The organism is Salinibacter sp. (assembly GCF_036626415.1).
Taxonomy (GTDB): domain Bacteria; phylum Bacteroidota; class Rhodothermia; order Rhodothermales; family Salinibacteraceae; genus Salinibacter.
This window is the reverse complement of sequence record NZ_JAZKRW010000044.1, coordinates 1-21,122: the sequence shown is the minus strand read 5'-3', so window position 1 is coordinate 21,122 and position 21,122 is coordinate 1. Positions and strand designations below refer to the sequence as shown.

Genomic DNA, 21,122 nt, shown 5'->3' with positions numbered 1-21,122 from the left:
CCGTGCTGCGACGCGTTCTACCCCTGCTTCGCGTGCCACGAAGAAACGACGGACCACGAGGCGCAGCGATGGCCCGCAGATCGGTTTCATACACCAGCGGTCGTGTGCGGGATGTGTCAGGCAGTCCTCACCATTCAGCAGTACCTGGACGCCGAGCACACCTGCCCGTCCTGCGGGGCGGCGTTCAACCCCGGCTGTGCCCGGCACCACGACCGCTACTTCGAGGTCCGCTGAGGATCCCCTGCGGCAACTGCGTTGATTCGGACAGCAGGCCCACCCATCTCCAAGGATGTCGGACTGGGCCGCGGGGATTGAACGCAGGCCTTCTTCTGTCTCCGTTGCCGGTCATTGGCGGCGTGTCGGGAAGGAACCGATCCGATCCTAAACTCGTGGAAAAGACTGTCAAATTCACTTCTGGCTGTCAAAAAATATTTTGCCATGAACACTGCGAAGGTTGGGCGACGGGGACAACTGACGTTGCCGAAAGACATTCGGGAAGAGCTGGACATCGACGAAGGACAACGGGTTGCCTTCGTGAGGCGTGGCGGATCTATCTCATTGCTTCCGCTCAACGAGTCCCTTTCCAACCACTACGGGTCAATTGACGTGGAGGGCCCGCAGGATTTCGACGCCCTCCGCGCGGAGGCCCGTCGCCGGAAGGCGCAAGAGCGCGTTCAAGCGGACGTTTCATCCGAGACGGCCCAGTCCGATGCCCAATAACGCCGATTCCGCACTGGTCGACGCAAACATCTTCCTCCGGTATCTGACAGGAGACATTCCCGAGCAGGCCAGAAAAGTGCGGACGCTTCTGGAGCGGGCGGAGCGCGGGGAAGAGGCCCTCGTGACGACTGCCCTCACCATTGCGGAGATTGTCTGGGTCCTCGAATCGGTTTACGAACTTGATCGGCCGTCCATCCGAGCGAAAGTGGTGGCCATTCTTGGGCTTCCGGGGTTGACCGTCGAGGATCAGAATGTGCTGCTACAGGCCATCGTATGGTACGAAGAGAAGAACGTCGATTTCGCTGATTGCTACATCGCGGCCTGGATGGAGCACCACGGGCTTGAGGAGGTGTACACGTACGACACGGACTTCAATCGATTTGAGGGGCTTACCCCTCTGGAACCTGGATAGTCGAGTCCGGCATCCATCGGGGCCAGGTTGGACACCGGCGTTCGCTACGACTGCATCGACCGCGGCAGCAGGCCGCGCTCCAGCCCCTCCAGCAGCGCCAGGGCGAGGATCGTGAGCACGGCGGCCGGCACCGTGCCCTCCAGGATGAGCCCCAGGTTGGCCCGCCGGATGCCGGTGAGGATGGGCTGGCCGTAGCCGCCCGCCCCGATGAGGGCCCCGAGCGTGGCCGCGCCGATGTTGATGATGACGGCGATCTTGATGCCGGCCAGGATGGACCGGCCCGCCAGCGGCAGCTCCACCCGCCACAGTTTTGCCGGGGCCGACAGCCCCAGCGCGTCGGCCGACTCCCGCAGCGGCCCCGCAATGCCCTTTAGGCCCGTGTACGTGGTCCACACGATCGGGAGGAGGCTGTAGAGGGTGAGGGCCGTCACGGCGGGCACGCGGCCCAGGCCGAGCGGCGGCACCATCATCGCCAGCAGCGCGAGCGCCGGGATCGTGTAGATGACGCCCACGACGATCAGGACGCCCGGGCCCAGAATCCGCCGCTTCGCGGCCACGATGCCCAACGGGACGCCGAACAAGATCGCGAGGCCGAGCGAGAGGCCGACGAGCACGAGGTGGTCGGCCGTGTACCGGCGCAGGCGCTCCGCCCGCGTATCGGTGTCGGCCGTGGCGTTGAGGCCGAGCGACTGATTCAGGAAGTCGGCCGCCACGGTGGCCTCGTCCGTCTGGTCGATGTTGGACCGGGCGTTGAGCCGCTGCATCGTGTCGGCCGGAATCCGGCCGGCGAGGCGCTTGAGGGCCGTGACGGCGGCGGGCGCCCGCGTCGCCAGGTCGCGCCGGTAGAGGAAGAGGGCCTCGTAGGCGGGGAAGTGGTCCCTGTTGTCCTCCAGAACGCGGAGATCGTACTGCTCAATCTTCGCGTCGGTCGAGTAGAGGTCGATCACGTCGATCTCCCCGTTGGCGAGGCCGCGGTAGGCGATGTCATGGTCCAGCCCCCGCGCCGACTGCGGCAGGTTGTAGGCCCGCCGCAGGGACGGCCAGCCGTCGCCCCGGTCCATGAACTCGTTCGTGAACCCGAGCCGGAGGTCGGGGTGGTCCTGCAGGTCGGCGATCGTCTCGATGCCGAGCGCCGCGGCCCGGTCGGCCCGCATGCCGAGGGCGTAGGTGTTGTTGAAGCCGAGCGGGGCGGTCATGGCGATGCCGTAGCGGGCCAGCGTGTCGGCCAGGGCGCCGGGGGCAATGTCTACGTCGGCGAGCAGCTCCTGGCGGAGCGTCCCGGTGTACTCGGGGTACGCGTCGATGTCGCCCCGCCGGAGGGCCTCCCACAGAAAGCGCGAGCCGCCCAGCTCCTCGCGGTGCGTGGCGGCCAGCCCCTCGGCCCGAATCAGGTGCGTCCCCATCCACCCCAGGATGACGTTCTCGGTGAACTTCTTGGAGCCGAGGGCGAGGGTGGAGTCGGTCGCCTGTCCCTGGGCCGGGGCCGCGGCGAGGGCCAGAACGACAAAAGCAGAGAGAACGGCGCTGAGAATCGAGGATCGGGCAATGGGACTCGCGCTTCGGGGCATGGGGGCGTGCATGGCTTATTCGCGACCCTCGGTCCGCAAGTGCTCCAGCGGGGCGCGCTGGGCCTGGATGAAGTCCGTGACGAAGGGGGAGGCCGGGTCGTCGAGGAGGGTGGCCATGGCGCCGCGCTGCTCGATCTGGCCCTGACGAAGGAGCACGACCTGGTCGCCGAAGAACGCGGCCTCGCCGATGTCGTGGGTGACGAAGACGACGGTCTTGCCGAGCCGCCGGAAGATGCCGCGCAGGTCGTCCTGCAGGTCGGCCCGGATCATGGGGTCGAGGGCGCCGAGCGGCTCGTCGAGCAGAAGCACGTCGGGGTCAAGCATGAGGGCGCGCATCAGGCTTACGCGCTGGCGCTGGCCGCCCGAGAGCTCCGTGGGGTACTGCGAAAGGCGGTCCGGATCGAGTTGCACGAGGCGGGTCAGCTCCTCGATCCGGGCGTTGATGCGGTCGCGCGACCAGCCGAGGTGGCGGGCCATCAGGGCCGCGTTGGCCCGGCCCGTAAGGTGGGGAAAGAGGCCGCCCTCCTGGATGACGTAGCCCATGCGACGGCGAAGGGCCTGGGCGTTGGAGGACACGAGCCGGTCGCCAGCCACGGTGACCGCGCCTGCGTCCGGTCGAGTCAGGCCGATCATCAGCCGGAGTAGGGTCGACTTGCCGCTGCCGGAGGGGCCAATGAGGAGGGTCGTGGCCTCGGGGGCAACGGTCAGGCTGATGTCCTGCACCGCGTAGGCGTCGCCATAGCGTTTGGTGACGGCGTCGAGTTGAATCATGCTGTGGCGGTGCCGTGAGCGAGCCCGTCCCGGCCCATTAATCGACCGTGAAAGTGCAGGCCGGCCGGGATCTTCAGTCGCGGGCCGTTCGTGACTATCCGTTGAGAAAACAATGCCAGCGCAAAGCCAACGTAGCTCAGCTGGTAGAGCAGTCCCCTCGTAAGGGACAGGTCACCGGTTCGAGTCCGGTCGTTGGCTCCTGACCGGTTCCCTCTGCCCTTCTGAAGCCCCGTGCTGCCCGACGGGGCTTTTTCTGTTGGGGATGGGCGGGGCGCCGGTGCCCTACGAGTGGGCACGAACCCACTGGTCGCCGGCATTTGTGCATCGGACGTGCCGCCCCGACACGTGTACGAGGTCGTGTTGGGCGAGGCGTCGTAGGGCCTCCTGCACAGACCGGGGGCCCGTTCCCACCGCCTGGGCGAGGTCGTAGAGATCGGCGGTGCTCTCCGTCTGTATCGTCCGGAGGAGGGCGGCGTCTGCGTCGGAGAGGTCCGGGGAAGACATCGGCACGCGGGGGCAAATCAGCGGGTGCTATTCTTCCTCGTCTGCGAAGGACGCCTCCGGATCGGACGAGCTGCCGGGCCCCACGCCGGGCACGTCCATGTCGCCCCGGATCCAGTCGAACGCCTCCTCCTGATCGGCCGCCTCGTAGGTTTGAATCGTCGACATGGGAAAGAGAACTTCGGCCTTGTCCAACCAGCGCTCCCACAGGTCGTCGCCCACGATGGCCACCTTGTCCACGTCGCTCAGGTGGCGAATGTCGAACGCGAGGTCTTCCCAGCGCTCTTCGGGGGTCCAGTCGTCTACGTCTTCCATCACGATCATCACGCGCGTCGTGATGTTAGACTCAAAATGGTCTTCCAGGACCGACGTGAACGCCTCGTAGTCCTCCTCCGTCAGGGTGTCGCTCAGCGTGATGCCGGCGAGGTTGGCGTCGGGAAGGTCAATGATCTCGTGCATGGGCAAGGATGGGCCGTAATGAGTGCGCAGCGAGAAGCCGGAGCGTACAATGTCCCGGCGTGGCACATCGGCGTACGACGCGGGGCGTGTACTGTTCGAGGACACTTGCAGAATCTCGGGGCCTGTCGGGGCGGAGGAGCGGAGCGGGCCGCGGGGTTGAAAACCGCCGCCGGGCGGTTCATTTTGGGAGCGATGGTCTTGCTCATGAGCAGTTTCTCCTGCCGCCACGTCGTCAACCACGGCACGCACCTCGTGCCCAGATTGGACTTCTGTCCCGGAGGGACGACATTGCTCCGCCCCCTACGGACTATATCTTCTCTGTCCGCGACGTGTGATTAGCATGTGCGCCCGCCCCGCTCTAAGATTTTCTGCCGTCTTGTGATTCAACGCATACCGTCGAAGACTCGCATCGTTGAGGGTGGGGCCTTCCTGCTCGCCGGGATGCTGCTCGTGCTGGGCTGCCAGTCTGAGTCCGACCCATCCGCCGCATCGGCGTCCCCCGAGGCCGGCACGCGGCTGACCGGGCCGGCCCCCGCCGAGAGCGGGCAGCCCCACCTCCACGCCGGGGCGGACGGCACCGTGTGGCTCAGCTGGGTGGAGTCCATCGGGGAGGATCGGCACGCCCTCCGGTACGCCACGCTCGACGACACGAGCTGGACGGAGCCGCGCACCGTGGCGCGTGGGGGCGACTGGTTCGTGAACTGGGCCGACGTGCCGTCCCTGCGCCCCTTGCCCAGCGGGCGCCTCGCTGCGCACTACCTGCAGAGCACTGGGGCCGATCCGCTCGCCTACGCGGTGCGCATCGTGCAGACCGATGGGGCGGGTGCATGGCAGCCGGCCGTTACGCCGCACGACGATGCAACGGAGACGGAGCACGGCTTCGCGTCGCTGCTGCCCTGGTCGGACGATCGCCTGCTGGCCGTCTGGCTCGACGGGCGCACGATGGCGGGCCGCGACGGACACGGGGGCGAGATGACCCTGCGCGGCGGCGTGGTCGACTCGACCGGATCGGTGGCGCAGCGGGCGGTGCTCGACGCCCGCACCTGCGAATGCTGCCCCACCACGGCGGTGCGGACGGGCGACGAGGCCCTCGTGGCGTACCGGGACCGGTCTGAAGACGAGGTTCGCAATATCCAGCTCGTGCGGTTCGACGGCCGGTCGTGGTCCGAGCCTTCGGTCCTCCACGACGACGGGTGGCAAATCGAAGGGTGTCCGGTCAACGGCCCGGCGCTGGCGGCCCGCGGCGATCGGGTGGCCGCGGCGTGGTATACGGCGCCGGAAGGCGTGCCGCGCGTCCACGTGGCGTTCTCGACGGACGGCGGGCGGCAATTTGGTGCCCCGGTCGTCGTGACGGAGGGCACGCCGACCGGCCGCGTCGACGTCGTGCTGCTGGACGACGGGCGTGCCGCCGTAGGGTGGCTGGGAAAAGCCGACGGGGCTGCGGCGCTTCGGGTCCGGGCCGTGGAGGCCGACGGGTCGACCGGAGCGCCGGTCTCGATGGCGAAGCTTCCGTCGGCCTCGCGAGGAGTGGGCATGCCGCGTCTCGTGCGGAGCGGGCCCCGGCTCTATGCGGCCTGGACGAGCCCGGAGGATGGGGTCCAGGCGGGTCGACTTTCCACAGAATCCCTCCGGTAGGGCACCGCCTCACTGCAGATATCAGTCATTCTCCGAAAAGCCGCCCCCGCCGATCGTGAGGGCGCCCGCGTTCGAGAACAGAAAACTCGCAAGAAAAAGACGAAGAGGGGGGCGTAGATCTTGCATAACCGTGTAGGCTGATTCGCACTGCGCGTCGGCGCCTCGCCGACGGGAACGGACCGACCAGGGCCGTGAATCAGAGACAGGTCGGAGCGGAAAGCGCCCACTGCACGTCCGCATAGACCGCCAGGTGGTCGGACAAGCTGCGGGCCTCCGAGAGCGACGCGAAGCGGGGCGTGAAGTCGAGTACGCCGCCCTGAGAGGCCTGGAGGGGACAGGTCTCGTAAAAGATGTTGTCGTACTCGTTGGCAAGGTGGCCGTCGCGCCCATCGCGCCGCTTGCGCCGCAGGCTGGTGGGCTGGTCCTCAAGCACCGAGGCGTAGCCGAGACCGCGCAGTTCATTGAAGGCCGCGTCGTCCTCGTCGAGGTTGAAGTCGCCGACGAGCACGACGTGGTCGGTCTCGTACTGCCAATGCAGGCGGTCGAGCAGGGCGACCTCCCGTTCTGGGTCTTTGGAGGTGGGCACCGCGTGGAGGCTGGCGACGAGGAGCGTGTGGCCGCTTGTTCGGTGCTCGAAGCGAGCGAGATACGGCTCCCGGTTAAGCGAGTCGGCCAGGGAGGCCTCCAGCCAGGCGCGGCCCAGGAGACGAAGGCGGGACGGCTTCCAGAGGAATGCGTACTTCTCCGTTCCGGGGCCGGTGGTGGGCTTGCTGATTCGGTAGTCCCACGCGGCGCCCGTCCGGTCGAGCGCTCGGTCGAGCTTCCCGATGGCCTGCGCGCCAGGCGGGGACGTCACGACCTCCTGCACGGCCACCAGATCGGCGTCGCGGAGCGTCTGTGCGGCCACCGAAATCTCCTGGTCGTCCTTCGTCTGGCCAAAGTTGTACAGGTTCCACGTCACGAGGCGGATCTGCGGTGCCTCCGGGCGGTCCTCCGAATCGTCGGGGGCGGGGGAAGGCTCGCTGGGGGCCCTCGGGCCCAAAGACTCGACGACCGAGGTGCGGTCCCCCAGGCCGAGTTCCGTCGGGTCGACCCCGGGCACGTCGACAACCTCCGCGTAGTCCAGCCCCACGAGGAGGACCAGGAGGAGGACGGCGACGAGGAGGCAGCGGAGCGGTTGTTTCATCAAGGGGGAACGGAAACGAGCCGGACAACGGCGGCCCAACGAGAGGGCGGGGCCGCCTCAGTGCCGAGGGAATGTCGGGCCGCCCTGCGCCTAATCGGGACGTGGGACTACCGCCGGGCAATGATCCAGATGGCGTGCACGAGTCCGGGGAGGTACCCCATCAGGGTGAGGAGGATGTTGATCCAGAATTGGGTGCCGATGCCCTCCTGCAAAAACACGCCGAGCGGCGGCAGGAGCACGGACACCAGGACGCGAAGCAGGTCGGCCGAACTGGTGGAAGAACTCATGGGAAGGAGGGGATGACGAGACAGGTGTCGAGGCCCCGATGTGCATTTCGTTCGGGAATCGGTACGAGATTAGACTTGGAGGCACGTCTACAGGATCCAGACGGCGACAAGCGCCAGCAGGGCGCCCGCCATCAACAGACCGGTTGCGATCACTGCGGCCACCACGAGGAGCAGGAAGCCCGGATTGGCAAACCGGACCAGCGCGCCGGTTCGGACGAGCAGGGCCCGGTTTTCGAGGATCATCCCCCGGAGTGCCCAGACCTGCTTCACAATCCCCCACAGGCGCCCGAGGAGGCTCGTCGGGGCCTCCGGGGTCGCCGCCCGAACGGCCTCGGCGGACTGCTCGACGGTGCGGGCCGTCCGGGACGACAGCCGATCGGGGAGAGTGAGAAGGTCGCGGAGACCCTGGTAGAAGAGGGTGAGAACGGTGGCGGGGCCCAACACGAAGATGAGTGTCACCGCGGCTCCGAAGAGCGACGACAGGGTCTCGCCGGGCGGCCACCAGAGAAGGCCCCAGAGGAGCAGGCCGGCGCCGGCCGAGAGGCCTGCCAGGACGGCGATGCCGGTCGCCAGTCGTTCGGCCAGCGCCGCGGCCGCACGGGCTGCCTGCATGAGCCGTCCCTCTTCGCTGGGCTCGGACGGGGAGGGGAGCACGGGGGGATCTCTGACGACGTGAACGAGGGCGCACCTGCACCGCGGTCCCGGCAACGTCACTTCCTGCCCGGAACTCAGCCTCATTCGGCCCCGGCACTCGGCGGGGCGCTTCGGGAATGGACCGGGACACGAAGAGAGGTCTACGGGTACAGCGGTGCCGACATGAAGGTGAATCCGAAGGTGGCCCACGTGCTCCGCCCATCGACCGACCCCCTACGGGTGACCGACACATCCATCTCGATGCGGTCCGAGAGGAGCACGGCGCGCAGCACGGTCTGAACCGAGGGGCCGCACGTCCTTCCCCGTATACCTCCCCGATAAGGGTGGCTCGGTCAAGCAGAGCCCAGTCCAGCCGGGCGCCCCACGTGAGCTCGTGGGGGCCGTTCTCCTCGTTCACCCATCCGATGTTCTGGTGGGCGGTGAGGGATGCCCCAAGGTCCTGGCTGACGACGCCGTATCCGTAGACACTGGCCGGCCGATCCCGAGGCGCGCCGAGCTGGCGAATGCCCGCCCCGCCGACGGCCGCGACCCCGATCCGGTGCGTCAACCCCGGGCGGAGCAGCAGTTTGCCCTCGGCGCTGTACTCGACGGTCCGCTGGTCTTCAACCCCGGTTGCGAGAAACGCGGCGCCTGCGGCCAGCTCCAGGGTCGGGTGTACGCGCAGGGCCGAGGCCATCCACGACTCCTCTACGCTGTGCCACGTCTCCAACTGGGCCGCCCCGCGCGGCACGCTCGTCGGGTCGTCGACGAGCACCTGCTGTGCGTGAGGAGGGGCCGTGGAGAACCCCAGGCCGAAGCATCCAAGGAGAAGCAGAAGGCGGAAGGGGCGTGGGGCATGGCCGAGGGAGGCATCAAAACGGAGTGCGCAGACTCGTGGAAGCCGAGCGTGAGCAACACGCCGTTCAATCAGGACGGAAAATACCGTGGATCGTTCAGTACCGGGTCGCTCCTCGTCGGCACTGCGGCCTCCGGAGGCGATGCGGAACACCTGCTCTCTTCGTTCTTATCGTAGATCGGCGATCAACGATCAAAACAGTCCACTCCCATGCCCCCGACCGCCGACCCGTCCTTTCCCGATACGGACCGTCGTCTCGCTCAGGTCTTCAAGGCCCTGGGGCATCCGGCCCGCGTGGCCATCGTCCGGCTCCTGGCCGACCGCGACGAGTGCGTCTGCGGAGAAATCGTGGACGACCTACCGCTTGCCCAGTCGACGGTGTCGCAGCACCTGAAGGCGCTGAAGGAGGTCGGCCTCATCCGGGGCACCATCGAGGGCCGGCGGACCTGTTACTGCCTCAACCCGGAGGCGATGCGGGCCCTCGACGAACGCATGGGAGACTTTTTCGACGATCTTGCGCTTCCCCAGACCCCCCAAAACTGCTGCTAGTGACCATGGCCGCTTCCGACCCTTCCCCCGACGACCTCAAGTCGACTGTCCGGGCTAAGTACGCAGACCTCGCAACCGCCACCGGCTCGTGCTGCGGGCCGGCCGGGGGGAGTGTGACGAGCCTAGACGTCGACATGAGCGAGGACTACGCGGACGCGATCGCCACGGACGCCGACCTGGACCTCGGCTGCGGCCGTCCCACCGACCATGCGGCCCTCCAGCCGGGCGAGCAGGTGCTCGACCTTGGGTCTGGGGCCGGCATGGATGCCTTCGTGGCCCGTCGCGACGTGGGGGCCGACGGGCACGTCCACGGCGTGGACTTCACCGAAGAGATGGTCGAAAAGGCCCGGGCCAACGCCAACGAGTTGGGCTACGAGAACGTCACCTTCGAAATTGGCGACATCGAGGCCCTTCCGGTCGAGGACGACACGTTCGACGTCATCCTTAGCAACTGCGTGCTCAATTTGGTGCCAAACAAGGAGCGGGCGTTCGCGGAAATGGCGCGCGTGCTCCGGCCTGGGGGGCGCTTTTCCGTGTCCGACATCGTGCACGTGGGGGCCTTCCCCGACGAATTGCGGGACGTTGCGGAGCTTTACGCGGGCTGCATCGCCGGGGCGATGGCCCGGCCCGATTACCTGGATCGGCTCCGAGAGGCGGGATTCACGGATGTGGAGGTGGCCACGGACAAGCCCATTTCGCTTCCGGACGACCTGCTCGCCGAGCACCTCGGCCCGGCCGAGGGTGAGCGCTTCCGGGCGGGCGACGCCGAGCTGCAAAGCGTCACCGTGGTAGGACGCCGGCCCGGCGTCGACGAAGCGTAGCACGCCCGTTCCGCCCTGATCTTCAGTTATTCCCGAAGACGATTGCAGCATGGCCGATTCCCCGACGACCACAGACGAGCAAACGTCCCGCGCCGACGAGTCCGTTTCCCCCACCAACGGACATCCGGAATCCGGCGGGGCGGACGCCCTGGAGGCCACCGCCGAGAAGGCGCAGGAGGACCTCGGCGTTTTCGAGCGCTATCTGAGCCTGTGGGTGGCCCTCTGCATCGCTGCCGGTGTGGCCGTCGGCCAGCTGATTCCGGCCGTCCCCAATGTGCTGGGCGAGATGGAGGTGGCGCAGGTCAACCTGCCGATTGCCGTCCTCATCTGGGCCATGATCTACCCGATGATGGTGCAGGTCGACTTCAAAAGCATCCTCGGCGTGCGTCGTCACCCGAAGGGCATCACCGTCACCCTCGTGGTGAACTGGCTCATCAAGCCGTTCACCATGTTCGGGTTTGCGTGGCTCTTCCTGAAGGGCATCTTCGGCCCGCTCATCGAGCCGGGCGTCGCGAGCGAGTACGTGGCCGGGGCCATCCTGCTGGGCGCCGCCCCCTGCACGGCGATGGTGTTCGTGTGGAGCTACCTGACGGACGGCGACCCGGCGTACACACTCGTGCAGGTGTCGATCAACGACCTCATCATGCTGGTGGCCTTCGCGCCGATCGTGGCGTTTCTGCTCGGCCTCTCCGACGTGATCGTGCCGTGGGACACGCTGCTCCTGTCGGTAGGGCTCTACATTGTAATTCCTCTGGCGGCGGGGGTCCTCTCGCGCACTTGGATCATCCGGGCAAAAGGGGAAGAGTGGTTCGATGATGTCTTCCTGGAGCGGCTCGGGCCGGTGACGATGGTCGGCCTGCTGCTCACGCTCGTGCTCCTGTTCTCCTTTCAGGGCGAGGTGATCCTCCAGAACCCAATTCACATCGCCCTGATTGCGGTGCCGCTCGTCGTGCAGACGTTCTTCGTGTTCGCCATCGCCTATGGGTGGACTTACGCCTGGCGGGTGCCGCACGACGTGGCCGCCCCGGCCGCAATGATCGGGGCCAGCAACTTCTTTGAACTGGCCGTGGCGACGGCCATCGCCATGTTTGGGGTGACTTCCGGGGCCGCCCTGGCCACGGTCGTGGGCGTGCTGGTGGAGGTGCCGGTTATGCTGGCCCTCGTCCGGATCGCCAACGCGACACGGTCGCAGTTTGAGCGGCGGACGGCTGCGGCATAGTCCGGTCTCGTCCAATCAAAGGGCCTTCTTTATTCGACGTATTCACCATCACCAGCATTTTGGGATGCCCCTTTTGTCTTGATGAAAAAGGGGCTGAAAAGATCAAGGCTATGAAGAAAATGCCTGAGATCTGCCCCGGCTTCGCTGAAATTCTTCAAACTTGCTCACGCCGTTCGCTCGGACACTGAAGAATTTGCGGACGCTTCGCCTCTGCAGATCTCCGAGCGGCATTTTCTTCAAGGCCGGCGGGCTCTCACACAGCCTACAGTTCAGATTAAGAGGTGCCTGAAATCAAATCCCAGTTAGAGCTATCGATTGACGAGGAGGCGGTGACCTACGCTCGCGAGCAGGGCGGGGTGCTCACGATCCGCCCGAGCCCGCGCCACGGGTGCTGTGGGGGGCGCGTCGACCTGGCGACTGTCGGTACGGAGCCGCCGGCCGACCCCGAGGCCTATCTGGAGATGGAGCAGCAGGGCCTCACCGTGTACGTGCACCGCGGCTTTGTACCGCTCAGCGATGCGCCGCTGCACGTGGGCCTCGACCGGCTTTGGCTGTGGTCGTCGCTCTACGTCGAGGGTGCCGCGTCGCAGATGTAGTTGGGTCTCAACCTGGATGCCTCCATGAACACCGTTCTCTTTGTCTGTACCCATAACTCCTCTCGTTCCCAGATGGCCGAGGGGCTGCTCCGGGACCGCTACGGCGACCGGTACGAGGTCCATAGCGCAGGCACCGAGCCCGGTGGCGTGAATCCGTTTGCCGTCGCGGTGATGGAGGAGGTGGGGATCGACCTCTCCAATCACACCTCCGACCATGTCGACGCCTACGCGGACACCACGCACGACATTGTTGTGACCGTCTGCGACGACGCGGCGGAGAACTGTCCATACATTCCGGCCCGAAAGCAGAACCTGCACCGCGGCTTCGAGGACCCCTCCGCCGTTACGGGGACGGACAACGAGAAGCGCGAGGCCTTCCGGCGCATCCGCGATGAACTGGCGGGCTGGATCGACGCGACGTTCGGGCCGAATGGCTCTCTGGCGTCGGAATAGCCTTGCAACAGACCAATGACGATTCAACCGGCCGCGCCTGACGACCTCGATACCATCCGGGACCTGCTCCGGCGGGCCGACCTGCCGCACGAGGACCTTAGGCCCGCCCACCTGACCCACTTTCTCGCGGCCCGCGACGAGGCGGACATGGTGGGCACTGTGGGATTGGAGCACTGCGGCACCGCGGCCCTGCTGCGCTCGCTGGCCGTGGCGCCGGAATGCCGGAATGCGGGCCTCGGCGCGCGCCTCGTAGACGCAATCGAGCGACACGCTCAGAATGAGGGTGTCCATACGCTCTACCTGCTCACGACGACGGCCGCAGACTACTTTCGCCGTCGGGGCTACGAGACGATGGATCGAGATGGGCTCCCCGAGGCCATTCAGCAGACCGAGGAGGCCGCTCGGCTCTGCCCGGCGAGCGCCACCTGCCTGCAGAAGAGACTCGCGGCGGCCGGCCCCTGAATAGAAACTGTCAAGAACAATGCGGCAGGCTGGCACGCCCACCGGGGAAACTTGCCGGGCGGACGCCGCTTTCTCCGCGTGTCTGGTGATGGCAATGGAATTTGCCGATACCTGCTTCCGCGCAGCGCCGCACGTCCGAAGCTGGTGACTCCTACCGTCTCTCATTCCACGTAGGAGCTCCGTTTTTGACCCCCTGAACACCGTATGATGAAGCTGCTCTGGATCGCCTTTGGCGGAAGCCTCGGTGCCCTGTCTCGGCACGGCCTCTCCGTCCTCGCGCACCGTCTTCTGCCGTCGAATTTTCCGTGGGGCACGCTCGCGGCCAACCTCTCGGGCTGTTTCCTCATCGGGGTGCTGTGGGTCCTCGCCGCCGAGTATTCGTTCTCGCAGGAGGCCCGGCTGTTTGTCTTTACCGGGGGAATCGGGTCGTTGACGACGTTTTCGACCTACGGCCTGGAGAGTCTGATGCTGCTGCGGGAGGGACGAATCGTGGTGGGGCTGGGCAATGTGTTGCTCAGCACTGTGCTCGGCCTCGTCCTGGTTGCGCTGGGCATCGGGTGTGCCCTCCTTCTGCTGGGCGAACCCGTTCCCGCCCTTGATGCATAATCCTCCGGGGGAGACCGACGGCCGCCGCTTCTGTTTTCCGCGTTCCCTCCCTGATCCACACCATGGCAGACCCTCAGTCCCGTGCATCGTCCAGGGCCGCGTGGTGGACGCTGCCCCTCGTCCGCCTCATGGTCGGGGCCGTCTTCCTGTCCGAGGGGCTCCAGAAGTTTCTGTATCCGGCCGTGCGGGGGCCGGGCCGCTTCGCGGACATGGGGTGGCCGATGCCGGAACTCCTCGCGAATCTCGTGGGCGGGACGGAGGTCCTCTGTGGCGTCTGCATTCTGGTCGGCCTCTACACGCGGCTCGCCGCGGCGGGCACGGCCGCGATCATGACGACGGCGATCCTCACGACGAAGATTCCGATCTGGATGGGGGCGGGCTTCGGGCCGTTCGAGGTGCGCGAGCTCAGCCAGTACGGCTTCTGGAGCATGGCCCACGCGATGCGGACCGACTGGGCGATGCTGCTCGGCTCCCTCGTGCTGGTGATCGCCGGGGCCGGGCCGTGGTCCGCCGATTCGGTGTAGGGCCTCTCGCTGACTCGCTCTCCTGTCCCGTTCCCTTCGCATGCCCGACGCCCCGCCCCTCGCCACCGAGAATCTGACCCGCGTCGTCGACGGTGAGACGCTGGTGGCGGACGTGTCAATCGAGGTGGAGGCGGAGGAGGTGTTCGTCGTGTTCGGCCCGTCCGGCTCCGGCAAGACCTCGCTCCTGCGGCTGCTGAACCGCCTCGACGAGCCCACGTCCGGGACCGTGTACCTGCAGGGCACCGACTACCGCACGATCGCCCCGCGCACGCTGCGGCAACGGGTGGGCTGGGTGCCGCAGGCGCCGACGCTTATCGACGGCACGGTGGCGGAGAACGTGGCGTGGGGCCCCACGCTGCGGGACGAGCCGGTCGACACGGGGCGCCTGCACGAGCTGCTCGACCGGCTGGGCCTGTCGGGGTTTGCGGAGCGGGACGCCGACCGGCTGTCGGGCGGGGAGGCGCAGCGCGTGGCCATCGCCCGCACCCTCTTCAACGACCCCGACGTGGTGCTGCTCGACGAGCCCGCGTCGAGCCTCGACGCCGCGGCGGCGGATCGCGTCGAGTCGCTCCTGGCGGACGTGATGGACGCCTACGCGCTCACCGCCGTGCTCGTCACCCACGACGCCGACCGAGCACGTCGGTTGGGGCACCGGGGGATCCGACTGGAGGAGGGGCGGATTCAGGCCTCCGGGGCTCTCGACACCGTGCTCTCGACACCGGTCTCGCGTTGACATATGCTCAACGGCGGTCGTCCACGAGAAGCCATCCAGAATTACGCACGATGCTCCAGGATACCCTCAACCACATTCAGGACCCCATCGTGTGGGAGGGCCTCGCCCAGGTCGGGGCCGCCACCGTACTGGCCGCACTCGTCGTGCTGCTGTCGCGGCGGCGCGGGCTGGAGCTCGAAACGGAGCTCAGCGTCGCCTTTGTGCGCGGCTTCGTGCAGATCGTGGCCGTGGGGCTCGTGATCGGGGTGCTGCTGACGGTGCCCGTGGCGTGGAGCGCCGTGATTCTGGTGGGGATGGTGGGCGGGGCCACCTGGATCTCGGGGCAGCGGGGCGCGGGGCTGCCCGGCGTGACGCAGGTGTCGTTTCTCGCGATCACGGTGGGGGCGGGGCTCGTGATCGTCACGATGACGGCGGCCGGGGCCATCGAGGCGACCGTCCGCAGCCTGGTGCCGGTGGGCAGCCTCGTCATCGCCAACGCGATGAAGATCAACAGCCTGGCCCTGGACCGCCTCAAGGACGAGCTCCGCGACAAGCGACACGAGATTGAGGTGGGGCTCGCGCTCGGCGGCCCGCCCCCCGCTGTGCTGGCGCGGCACCTGCGGACCAGCGTCCGGGCCTCACTCATTCCCGTGGTCGACTCGCTGAAAAGCCTGGGCTGGGTGTGGATTCCGGGCGTCATGGCGGGCATGATCCTGGGGGGCGAGAATCCCGTCTACGCCGCGCTCTACCAGTTCGTCATCATGGCCATGATCTTCGCCGCCGGGGGCCTCACGAGCCTGCTCACCAGCCTGTTGATGGGCCGCCGCGTCATGACGGAGGCCGAGCAGCTGCGCCGCATTGGCGACGGGTAGCTGAGAGATTATCCTTTGGTAATGCGCCCCAGTCAGCGGCACAGGGATCTTTGCGGGCGGCTGTGGTTTTCGTATTGTGCCTCTGCACTCTGTCGACCAACATCCGCCTCATCTGTGAGCGACGCGTACCACGACCGGCTTCGATCTGACCCCGACGACGCGCCCTCCCGCCGCGATTTTCTGAAAACTGGCGCCCTCGGCGCCCTCGCCCTCGGCACCGGCGGCGTGGCGGGCACGGCGAACGGGCAGCCCCGCACCGACGTGTCGGGCATCGACGCGCCGGGCGATGCCAAAAACGTCATCTTCCTGGTGAGCGACGGCATGAGCGCCGGCACGCTCACGATGGCGGACCTGCACCTTCGGCGGCACCACGGGCGGCGCTCAAACTGGCTGCGCCTCTACGAAGAGGGACGCGTGCGACACGGCCTCATGGACATGGCTGCGGCGAACTCAATGGTGACTGGCTCCGCGGCGGGCGCCTCCGCCTGGGGCTCCGGGCACCGCGTGTTCAACGAGACGCTCAACATGAGCCAAGAGGGGGAGAAGTACCGGACCATCCTCGAAATCTTCCGCGACGCCGGGCGGGGCACCGGCCTCGTCACCACCACCCGCATTACGCACGCCACCCCCTCGGGCTTCGGCATCAACATGCCCGCGCGGTGGAGCGAGGACAAGATCGCCGCGCAGCATCTGGAGCGCGAGTACGACGTGCTGATGGGGGGCGGGGCTCGCCACTTCGACCCCGACCGGCGCGGCGACGGCCGCGATCTGTTTGGGGCCTTCGACGACAAGGGCTACACGGTGGCCCGGTCGAAGCAGGACCTGAGCTACTGGGGGCACGAGGGCTCCATTCTCGGGACCTTCTACGACACGCACCTGCCCTACGCCCTGGATCACCAGAACATCCCCGCCCAGCAGGAGCAGGTGCCCCGCCTGCCCGAAATGACGGACGCGGCCCTCCAGCGGCTCTCGCAGAACGACGACGGCTTCCTTCTGCAAATTGAGGGCGGGCGCGTGGACCACGCGGCGCACGAGGACGACACCGGCGGCCTCATTTACGACCAGATTGAGTTCGACGAGGCGATTGGCACGGCGCTCGACTTCGCCGAGGGACGTGACGACACGCTCGTTATCATTACCACCGACCACGGCAACGCCAACCCGGGCGTGAACGCCGCCGGCGACCGGTATTCGGACTCCAACAAGATGTTCGACCGGATCGCCGACTTCCAGTACACCAACAGCTGGATCCTCTCGGAGCTCGACGAGAACAGCACGTACCGCCAGATCCAGGACCGCGTGGAGGAGGCCTGGCAGTTCCCGATCCGGCGCGACGAGGCCGGACTGATCCAGGACGCCCTGCGGGGCGAGTACCAGGCGGCCTACCGCAAGAAGAGTGACCCCGACCTGCTGCTCGGGGCCATCCAGGCCAACTACACGTCCGTCAACTGGCTCGGGGGCGACCACACGTCCGATTACGTGGAGCTGGCCGCGATGGGCCCCGGCAGCGAGGCGATCGGTGACTTTACGCGCAACACCGACCTGTTTGACCTGATGGTGGAGTCGGCCGGTGTGCGAGAGTACGCGAGCGGATGAGGGCGATCCGGCGGGAGAGAAAGAAGGTGACTCCGTGAATACGAGAGGAGAGAGAGGCGACAGGGGAACTGCGACCGGGTCTGCGGGTGGAACCCCTACATCAACACGCGTCATCACGTAGTGCTACTCTACCGAGCGGGACGTCTTTCCTCGGTGTCGGGTTGTCACCCAGAGGTGAGGCATTCCAAATACAGACAGGTACACCTACACATGGAAAAGGGCAAGCTTAAGTTTTTCGATACCTCCCGCGGATTCGGCTTCATTGAGCCCGTCGACGGGAGCGATGACGTTTTCCTCCACGCAAACAACATCTCGGGCATGACCTCCGGCGAAGATCTCCGGGAAGGGCAGACCATTGAGTACGAGGTCGAGCAGACCGAAAAGGGCCTGAGCGCCCTGAATGCGGCCCCGGCCAACGAGACCAACGGTGCGCTTTAAGGGCACCCGAGGCGTCTCGACGATCCTGAGGCGCACTGCCATTTGGTAGTAGAAGTAGAGGCTCGCTCCAACCTGGAGCGGGCCTTTGCTGTTTGGGGTGTGTCGCGCTTGGGGGCGGGGGACGTTGACGCCGACAACCCCCAGTCCGTAGCTTGCGAGCCCCGTTCTGCCCGTCGTTTCCCCACGCCCATGATCCCCGCCCGCTGCCGCCCCGTCGTCGCCCTCCTGTGCATCCTCCTAGCCGCCGGCGTGGGGGCGGTGCAGGCCCAGTCCATGACGGTCCTCCGTGGGGGGCGGCTGTTCGACGCCGCCGACACGACCCTCACGGAGAATCCGGGGCTCGTCGTGCGGGCTGGCAAGATCGTGGCCCGGGGCGCGACCGAGCTCGACACAACCGGTGCGCGCATCGTGCGGCTCGACGCCGACCACGTCGTCCTGCCGGGCCTCATCGACCTGCACGCGCACTACGCGGTCGACTTCTTCGGCGCGGGGCGCGTGGAGGAGACGGAGGGCTATCCGCTGCTCTATCTTGCCAACGGGGCCACCACCACGTTCACCGCCGGGGAGATGCAGCCGGAAAAGATGCGCCGCGTCCGTCGGGCCATCGAACGGGGGGACCGGGTCGGGCCGCGCATGCTCACGTCGGGCCCGTACTTCGGCAAGGCCCGGCCCGGGTGGGACCCGACCCGCACGCCCGCCAGCATCCGCCGGGAGGTGGATCAGTGGGCGGCCCGCGGGGTAGAGCACTTTAAGGCGAAGCGGATGCGGGCAGAGCTTCTCCGCGCCCTGATCGACCAGGCGCACCGACACGGCGCCACCGTGACGGGCCACCTCGGGTCCGGCTCCGGCCAGAGCGTGAATCCCCGCACCGCCATCGACATGGGCATCGACCGCATCGAGCACTTCCTGGGCGGCGCCCAGCTGCCCGACACTGCGGGGGCATACGACTCGCTCCCGACAGCCACGCCCGACGAGCCGGCCTTCGACCGGATCACGCAGCACTACAAGGCGCACAACGTCTACTTCGACGCCACGATCAGCGCCTACGGCTACTATGGCACACGCGACGCCGAGCTCTACGCCGACTGGCCGGACGCCCAGCAGTATTTCACCCCCTACCTGCGGTCCGTCCTCACTGAAGACGACTACCAGGATCCCATCTCGCGCTTCCAGCGCATCTTTGAGCTCAAGCTCGACCGCATTCAGGCCTTTTATGAGGCGGGGGCAGGGTCCCTCATCACGCTCGGCACCGACCACCCGAGTTGGGGCGAGTACCTGGCGCCGTTCGGGGTGCACCGGGAGTTGCAGGCCTTCGTCCGGGCGGGCATTCCGGAGGCCGCGGCGCTCCGCATGGCGACGATCAACGGGGCGCGGGCGGTCGGCATGGGCGACCGGCTCGGCACCGTGGAGGTGGGCAAGTGGGCCGACCTGTTCGTCGTGCGCGGCAACCCACTGGACGACATTCGAAATGCGCGCACCGTCGAGTGGGTGATGGTGCGGGGCGACCTACACCGGGCCGCGGCCCTCCGCGAGGCGGCCCGTGGCGTGGTGGGGCCGGAGGGGGCAGAGGAGGCGGAGGCGTTTCGGCCAGACCGGGGGCGATAGCGCTCGCGTTTTGGAGCGGGGGCGGACGCGGCAGGCCCCCGGCCCGCCGTGGAGGAACAGCGAACGTTTCCCTCGCCGAGGCTCGCCGCCGAATCTTTTCGCCGCCCGGACGGTCGGAGGTCTGCGTGGGAGGAAGGGCGCCTGCCCCAACGACGATGCTGTGCGAACCCCAATTGCCCCACCCGTGCGCCTCCGCATCTTCAGTGACGTTCACATTCGGGACCACGGGCCGCCCGAGCTGCCCCGCCGGGCCGCCGATCCCCCGGCCGACGTGATCGTGATCGCGGGCGATACCCACCGGGGGACGCAATCCATCCGGTGGATGCGGGCGGCGTTTCCGGCCCGTCCCGTCGTGTGCGTGGCGGGCAACCACGAGTTTTACGACGGCTGTCTCGACTCGACGCTCCACTCGCTTCGCCACGCCGCGGATCCGATTCCAGGGGCGGGCGCCGACGACGCGATTCCAAACGGCGTCTATTTCCTCGAGCGGAATGAACTTGTGGTCGGCGACCTCCGAATTCTAGGCTGCACCTTCTGGACGGATTTCACCCTGTTTGCGGGCAAGCGGGCCCGTGCGATGCGGGCCTGCCGGGCCAACGTGGACGACTACCGGCGCATCCACCTGCTCCGCGCCCGCCGTGCGCTCCGGCCCCGCGACACGGCGCGCATGCACCAGGCGTCGGTCCGGTGGCTGCGGGACCGCCTTGGGGAATCGCCGTCCGGCGTACGGGCGACGATGGTACTGACCCACCACCCCCCGTCCCCCCGGTCCGTGGACCCGCGGTACGCCGATAGTCTCACCAGCACCGCCTTCGTGGCCCGCCGGGATCGACTCGTAGAGACCTCCGGCGCTTCCCTCTGGGTACACGGGCACGTCCACGCCTCCTTCGACTACCGGTGCGGCGGCACGCGCGTGGTGGCCAATCCGCACGGGCACGGCGACGAGAATCCCGACTTCCGGCCCGGCCTCGTGGTCGAGGTGTAGCGGGCGTGACTCGGGCGCAGGCCCCAGGAGGGGGCGGTGCTGCACCGGTGAAGAACCGGTGGGGCGAAACAGCATCGCGACAGTTGTTACGTTCCCTCTATACCTCTTTCGTAGCAGAAAATAAAGAATACTGGCCCGGCCCGCACCGTAAGAGCATTGTCACCACCCTCTTGTTTGCCTGAGCAGTATTTCGCCCATGAGTACCCCTTCGAGTCCTGAAACCGTATCCACGAGCGTTCTCGTCATCGGGGCCGGTGGGGCCGGGCTCCGCACCAGCATCGAACTGGCCCAAAACGACGTCGACTGCCTCGTCCTGGGCAAGCGCGCCCACGGGGACGCCCACACCATCTGGGCGGCCGGCGGCATCAACGCCTCCCTCGGCAGCCTCGACCCCGAGGACCGGTGGGAGATTCACGCCGCCGACACCCTCGACGAGGGGCACTTCGTGAACGACCCCACGGCCGTCGAGATGCTCTGCCGCCGGGCGCCGGACCGCATCCGGGAGCTCGCCGAGTGGGGCATGGACTTCGACCGGACGGACGAGGGCAAAATCAACCAGCGCTACTTCGGCGCCCAGTCGTTCCGCCGCACCTGCTTCGTCGGCGACCGCACCGGGCAGGCCCTCATGGACACGCTCGTCCAGAAGGCGATGGACC

The 21,122-nt window shown here is 67.3% G+C and carries 25 protein-coding genes, 1 tRNA gene and 1 pseudogene; 20 read left to right on the top strand and 7 right to left on the bottom strand.

The genetic code is table 11. The features are described from left to right. From V5A20_RS06840 to V5A20_RS06830, 3 genes and pseudogenes are all read left to right on the top strand, one after another. A pseudogene (locus V5A20_RS06840) lies at positions 1 to 234 on the top strand (CHY zinc finger protein); the annotation flags it as partial. A gap of 204 nt (positions 235 to 438) precedes the next feature. Further along, entirely contained in the window at positions 439 to 720 is a 282-nt protein-coding gene (locus V5A20_RS06835; protein ID WP_332316811.1) for an AbrB/MazE/SpoVT family DNA-binding domain-containing protein, read from the top strand. Continuing rightward, positions 710 to 1,132, top strand: a complete 423-nt coding sequence (locus V5A20_RS06830) for a PIN domain-containing protein (protein WP_332316812.1) — start codon at positions 710 to 712, stop codon at positions 1,130 to 1,132. The genes V5A20_RS06835 and V5A20_RS06830 overlap by 11 nt, the downstream gene beginning before the upstream one ends. 44 nt (positions 1,133 to 1,176) lie before the next feature. On the opposite strand, the gene V5A20_RS06825 is transcribed toward V5A20_RS06830, so the two are convergent. Both V5A20_RS06825 and V5A20_RS06820 read right to left on the bottom strand, forming a co-directional pair. Continuing rightward, the gene (locus V5A20_RS06825; protein WP_332326967.1) at positions 1,177 to 2,712 is read right to left on the bottom strand and encodes an ABC transporter permease/substrate-binding protein; all 1,536 of its coding nucleotides are present in this window, start codon (positions 2,710 to 2,712) and stop codon (positions 1,177 to 1,179) included. 3 nt (positions 2,713 to 2,715) lie between these two features. Continuing rightward, on the bottom strand, positions 2,716 to 3,471 hold the full coding sequence (locus tag V5A20_RS06820) for an ATP-binding cassette domain-containing protein (protein WP_332326966.1): 756 nt from the start codon (positions 3,469 to 3,471) through the stop codon (positions 2,716 to 2,718). 125 nt (positions 3,472 to 3,596) lie between these two features. On the opposite strand from V5A20_RS06820, the gene V5A20_RS06815 reads away from it, so the two are divergent. Further along, positions 3,597 to 3,669 (top strand) — tRNA-Thr (locus V5A20_RS06815). Between the two features lie 84 nt (positions 3,670 to 3,753). On the opposite strand, the gene V5A20_RS06810 is transcribed toward V5A20_RS06815, so the two are convergent. Further along, a complete protein-coding gene (locus V5A20_RS06810) occupies positions 3,754 to 3,975 on the bottom strand; it encodes an Lrp/AsnC family transcriptional regulator (RefSeq protein ID WP_332316815.1) in 222 nt (73 codons plus the stop codon). Positions 3,976 to 4,002: 27 nt separating this feature from the next. After that, the gene (locus tag V5A20_RS06805) at positions 4,003 to 4,431 is read right to left on the bottom strand and encodes an STAS/SEC14 domain-containing protein (protein WP_332316816.1); all 429 of its coding nucleotides are present in this window, start codon (positions 4,429 to 4,431) and stop codon (positions 4,003 to 4,005) included. 378 nt (positions 4,432 to 4,809) lie between these two features. Here V5A20_RS06805 and V5A20_RS06800 point away from each other — a divergent pair, with 378 nt between their 5' ends. Then, positions 4,810 to 6,066 (top strand): hypothetical protein, encoded by a 1,257-nt coding sequence (locus tag V5A20_RS06800; protein ID WP_332316817.1) that lies wholly within the window; start codon positions 4,810 to 4,812, stop codon positions 6,064 to 6,066. Positions 6,067 to 6,262: 196 nt separating this feature from the next. Here the strand turns inward: V5A20_RS06800 and V5A20_RS06795 are convergent, their stop codons facing one another. The 3 genes from V5A20_RS06795 to V5A20_RS06785 all read right to left on the bottom strand — a co-directional run bounded on the left by V5A20_RS06795 (position 6,263) and on the right by V5A20_RS06785 (position 8,193). Continuing rightward, on the bottom strand, positions 6,263 to 7,252 hold the full coding sequence (locus V5A20_RS06795; RefSeq protein ID WP_332326965.1) for an endonuclease/exonuclease/phosphatase family protein: 990 nt from the start codon (positions 7,250 to 7,252) through the stop codon (positions 6,263 to 6,265). A gap of 107 nt (positions 7,253 to 7,359) precedes the next feature. Next, positions 7,360 to 7,539 (bottom strand): YqaE/Pmp3 family membrane protein, encoded by a 180-nt coding sequence (locus V5A20_RS06790; protein ID WP_332315659.1) that lies wholly within the window; start codon positions 7,537 to 7,539, stop codon positions 7,360 to 7,362. Between the two features lie 87 nt (positions 7,540 to 7,626). After that, a complete protein-coding gene (locus tag V5A20_RS06785; protein WP_332315660.1) occupies positions 7,627 to 8,193 on the bottom strand; it encodes a hypothetical protein in 567 nt (188 codons plus the stop codon). 1,045 nt (positions 8,194 to 9,238) lie between these two features. On the opposite strand from V5A20_RS06785, the gene V5A20_RS06780 reads away from it, so the two are divergent. The 15 genes from V5A20_RS06780 to V5A20_RS06710 form a co-directional block, all read left to right on the top strand. Further along, positions 9,239 to 9,577, top strand: coding sequence for an ArsR/SmtB family transcription factor (locus V5A20_RS06780; protein ID WP_332315661.1), 339 nt, complete (start codon positions 9,239 to 9,241; stop codon positions 9,575 to 9,577). A 5-nt stretch (positions 9,578 to 9,582) separates the two neighbouring features. Beyond that, positions 9,583 to 10,398: an arsenite methyltransferase gene (gene arsM / locus V5A20_RS06775; RefSeq protein WP_332315662.1), complete on the top strand. Its 816-nt coding sequence runs from the start codon at positions 9,583 to 9,585 to the stop codon at positions 10,396 to 10,398. A 148-nt stretch (positions 10,399 to 10,546) separates the two neighbouring features. Then, positions 10,547 to 11,617: an ACR3 family arsenite efflux transporter gene (gene arsB / locus V5A20_RS06770; RefSeq protein ID WP_442978387.1), complete on the top strand. Its 1,071-nt coding sequence runs from the start codon at positions 10,547 to 10,549 to the stop codon at positions 11,615 to 11,617. A gap of 281 nt (positions 11,618 to 11,898) precedes the next feature. Beyond that, complete coding sequence (locus V5A20_RS06765; RefSeq protein ID WP_332315664.1) at positions 11,899 to 12,213, top strand: CC/Se motif family (seleno)protein; 315 nt, start codon at positions 11,899 to 11,901, stop codon at positions 12,211 to 12,213. A 24-nt stretch (positions 12,214 to 12,237) separates the two neighbouring features. Beyond that, positions 12,238 to 12,666: an arsenate reductase ArsC gene (locus tag V5A20_RS06760; RefSeq protein ID WP_332326964.1), complete on the top strand. Its 429-nt coding sequence runs from the start codon at positions 12,238 to 12,240 to the stop codon at positions 12,664 to 12,666. 15 nt (positions 12,667 to 12,681) lie between these two features. After that, the gene (arsN2, locus tag V5A20_RS06755; protein WP_332326963.1) at positions 12,682 to 13,128 is read left to right on the top strand and encodes an arsenic resistance N-acetyltransferase ArsN2; all 447 of its coding nucleotides are present in this window, start codon (positions 12,682 to 12,684) and stop codon (positions 13,126 to 13,128) included. Positions 13,129 to 13,332: 204 nt separating this feature from the next. Then, the gene (gene crcB / locus V5A20_RS06750) at positions 13,333 to 13,734 is read left to right on the top strand and encodes a fluoride efflux transporter CrcB (RefSeq protein ID WP_332315667.1); all 402 of its coding nucleotides are present in this window, start codon (positions 13,333 to 13,335) and stop codon (positions 13,732 to 13,734) included. A gap of 62 nt (positions 13,735 to 13,796) precedes the next feature. Next, positions 13,797 to 14,258 (top strand): DoxX family protein, encoded by a 462-nt coding sequence (locus V5A20_RS06745; protein WP_332315668.1) that lies wholly within the window; start codon positions 13,797 to 13,799, stop codon positions 14,256 to 14,258. A 40-nt stretch (positions 14,259 to 14,298) separates the two neighbouring features. Next, entirely contained in the window at positions 14,299 to 14,991 is a 693-nt protein-coding gene (locus tag V5A20_RS06740) for an ABC transporter ATP-binding protein (protein ID WP_332326962.1), read from the top strand. Between the two features lie 50 nt (positions 14,992 to 15,041). Then, positions 15,042 to 15,842: an ABC transporter permease gene (locus tag V5A20_RS06735; RefSeq protein ID WP_332315670.1), complete on the top strand. Its 801-nt coding sequence runs from the start codon at positions 15,042 to 15,044 to the stop codon at positions 15,840 to 15,842. Positions 15,843 to 15,956: 114 nt separating this feature from the next. Further along, entirely contained in the window at positions 15,957 to 17,438 is a 1,482-nt protein-coding gene (locus V5A20_RS06730) for an alkaline phosphatase (protein WP_332326961.1), read from the top strand. A 210-nt stretch (positions 17,439 to 17,648) separates the two neighbouring features. Beyond that, entirely contained in the window at positions 17,649 to 17,876 is a 228-nt protein-coding gene (locus tag V5A20_RS06725) for a cold-shock protein (RefSeq protein WP_332315672.1), read from the top strand. A 189-nt stretch (positions 17,877 to 18,065) separates the two neighbouring features. Further along, positions 18,066 to 19,481: an amidohydrolase family protein gene (locus V5A20_RS06720; RefSeq protein WP_332326960.1), complete on the top strand. Its 1,416-nt coding sequence runs from the start codon at positions 18,066 to 18,068 to the stop codon at positions 19,479 to 19,481. Positions 19,482 to 19,641: 160 nt separating this feature from the next. Continuing rightward, entirely contained in the window at positions 19,642 to 20,466 is an 825-nt protein-coding gene (locus V5A20_RS06715; protein ID WP_332315674.1) for a metallophosphoesterase, read from the top strand. Between the two features lie 196 nt (positions 20,467 to 20,662). Beyond that, the coding region (locus tag V5A20_RS06710) for an FAD-dependent oxidoreductase (RefSeq protein WP_332326959.1) at positions 20,663 to 21,122 on the top strand (460 nt) is incomplete at its 3' end.